This window comes from Actinoplanes sp. NPDC048791 (genome assembly GCF_040650095.1).
Lineage (GTDB): Bacteria > Actinomycetota > Actinomycetes > Mycobacteriales > Micromonosporaceae > Actinoplanes.
In genome coordinates this window covers 1-2,131 of record NZ_JBEZGQ010001262.1, presented here as the reverse complement: position 1 = coordinate 2,131, position 2,131 = coordinate 1, and the positions used below count along the sequence as shown (strand labels likewise).

Here is a 2,131-nt window from a genome sequence, read left to right as displayed (position 1 = left end):
CCGGCCGGTGGGCGGTTGCCCCGGGCCACCACGACCGGGCAGCGGGCCCGGGCGACGGTCTGCACGAGCACGGAGTCGGCCGGCAGGCGCGGGCTGAGGGCGAGGTCGTCGTCGCCGAGCACGATCAGATCCGCGGTGTGGCTCTGCCGCAGCAGCTCACGGACCGGCAGGCCGTCGGCGAGCAGGCCCTCGACGTGCACGCCGGGCACCGTACGGGTGGCGGTGGCGACCGCCTCGGCCACGATCCGCCCGGCCTCGTGGCGCGCCGTGGCCCAGTCGGGTGCATCATCGAAGGAGCGCGGGCCGGGCCAGGAGAACACGTGCACGATCCGCAGCGGTTGACCCCGGGCCACGGCCTCCCGCGCACCCAGCCGCGCGGCGGCCAGCCCCGAAGAAGTGCCGTTGACGCCCACGACGACAGGAGCAGGGCCCGGTATCCGCATCGGTTCACCACCTCCGCACCGCGACGACGCGGTCCACAGACCATTATCTATGGTGTTCCTGGGAAGGCGGTCGTGATCAATCCCTCAGCGGTCGACCGTCTGATGACCCGTTCAGGTTGAGGGTTTACGGTGAACGGCAGGTTATTGGCGACATCTGCCGGTGAAGTGAGGGAAATACATGACGGATGTCAAGCTCGACCACCCCGGTGGCCAGTTGTCCATGCCGGTCCGCCCGGCGGTCGAGGGTCCAGGCGGCATCGACGTCAGCGCGCTGCTGAAGGAGACCGGATACGTCACCCTGGACCAGGGCTTCGTCAACACGGCTTCCTGCGCGTCGGCGATCACCTACATCGACGGTGACGCCGGCATCCTGCGCTATCGGGGCTTCCCGATCGAGCAGCTCGCGGGCAAGGCCTCGTTCCTCGAGGTGTCGTACCTGCTGATCCACGACGCGCTGCCGACGCCGGCCCAGCTGGCCGAGTTCGGCGACAAGATCCGCGTGCACACGCTGCTGCAGGAGGAGATGCGCGCCTTCTTCTCCGGCTTCCCGCGCGACGCGCACCCGATGGCCGTGCTCTCCTCGGCCGTCACCGCGCTGTCGACGTTCTACCAGGACGCGCTCGACCCGACCGATCCGGAGCAGGTCGAGATCTCCGGGATCCGGCTGATGGCGAAGCTTCCGACGATCGCGGCGTACGCGTACAAGAAGTCCATCGGCCACCCGCTGCCGTACCCGGACAACTCCCTGGACTACGTCGAGAACTTCCTGCGCATGACGTTCGGGCTGCCCACCGTGAACTACGAGGTGGACCCGACGATCGCCAAGGTGCTCGACATGCTCTTCGTGCTGCACGCCGACCACGAGCAGAACTGCTCCACGTCGACCGTGCGGCTGGTGGGCTCGGCCCAGGCCAACCTGTTCGCGTCGGTGTCCTCGGGCATCAACGCGCTCTCCGGCCCGCTGCACGGCGGCGCCAACTCCGCGGTGCTGGAGATGCTCGAGGGCATCCGCGCCGACGGCGGTGACGTGGACGCCTTCGTGCGCCGCGTCAAGGCCAAGGAGAAGGGCGTGAAGCTCATGGGCTTCGGCCACCGGGTCTACAAGAACTACGACCCGCGCGCCGCCATCGTCAAGAAGGCCGTCCAGGACGTCATCTCCACGATGGACAAGCCCGACCCGCTGCTCGACATCGCGCTCAAGCTCGAGGAGATCGCCCTCGCGGACGACTACTTCGTCTCCCGCAAGCTGTACCCGAACGTCGACTTCTACACCGGCCTGATCTACAAGGCCATGGGCTTCCCGACCAAGATGTTCACGGTGCTGTTCGCCCTCGGCCGGCTGCCCGGCTGGATCGCCCAGTGGGCCGAGCAGAACGCCGACCCGGCCACCAAGATCGGCCGCCCGCGCCAGCTGTACATCGGCGAGACCGAGCGGCAGTTCATCCCGATCAACGAGCGCTGATCGGTCGTTCCCCGGCCGCGGCCGCTCTCCTGCTCAGGAGGGCGGCCGCTGCTCTTCCAGCCGCTGCTTCTCCAGCCATTGCGCGATCCGCGCCGTGCCGTCCTCGTCCGCCAGCCGGGCCGCGACGGCCGCGGCCCGCGCCGCATAGCGCGGCTCGGTCGTGACCGATCGCAGAGCCCGCGCCAGGCGGTCCGCCGTCAGCTTGGGCAGGGGTACGGGCGGCGGC

General features: G+C 69.3%; 2 protein-coding genes and 1 pseudogene. 1 reads left to right on the top strand and 2 read right to left on the bottom strand.

Annotation, left to right across the window (positions count from 1 at the left end):
- On the bottom strand, positions 1-443 hold a 443-nt coding region (locus AB0C29_RS45165), incomplete at its 3' end, for a universal stress protein (protein ID WP_360834081.1).
- Between the two features lie 178 nt (positions 444-621).
- Between AB0C29_RS45165 and AB0C29_RS45160 the strand changes: the two genes are divergently transcribed.
- Complete coding sequence (locus tag AB0C29_RS45160) at positions 622-1,905, top strand: citrate synthase (RefSeq protein ID WP_360834079.1); 1,284 nt, start codon at positions 622-624, stop codon at positions 1,903-1,905.
- Positions 1,906-1,938: 33 nt separating this feature from the next.
- Here the strand turns inward: AB0C29_RS45160 and AB0C29_RS45155 are convergent.
- Positions 1,939-2,131, bottom strand: a pseudogene (locus tag AB0C29_RS45155) (hypothetical protein); the annotation flags it as partial.

Bases quoted from the DNA above. Each gene is read 5' to 3' on its own strand.
- AB0C29_RS45160 (WP_360834079.1), top strand. From the start codon at position 622: ATGACGGATGTCAAGCTCGACCACCCCGGTGGCCAGTTGTCCATGCCG.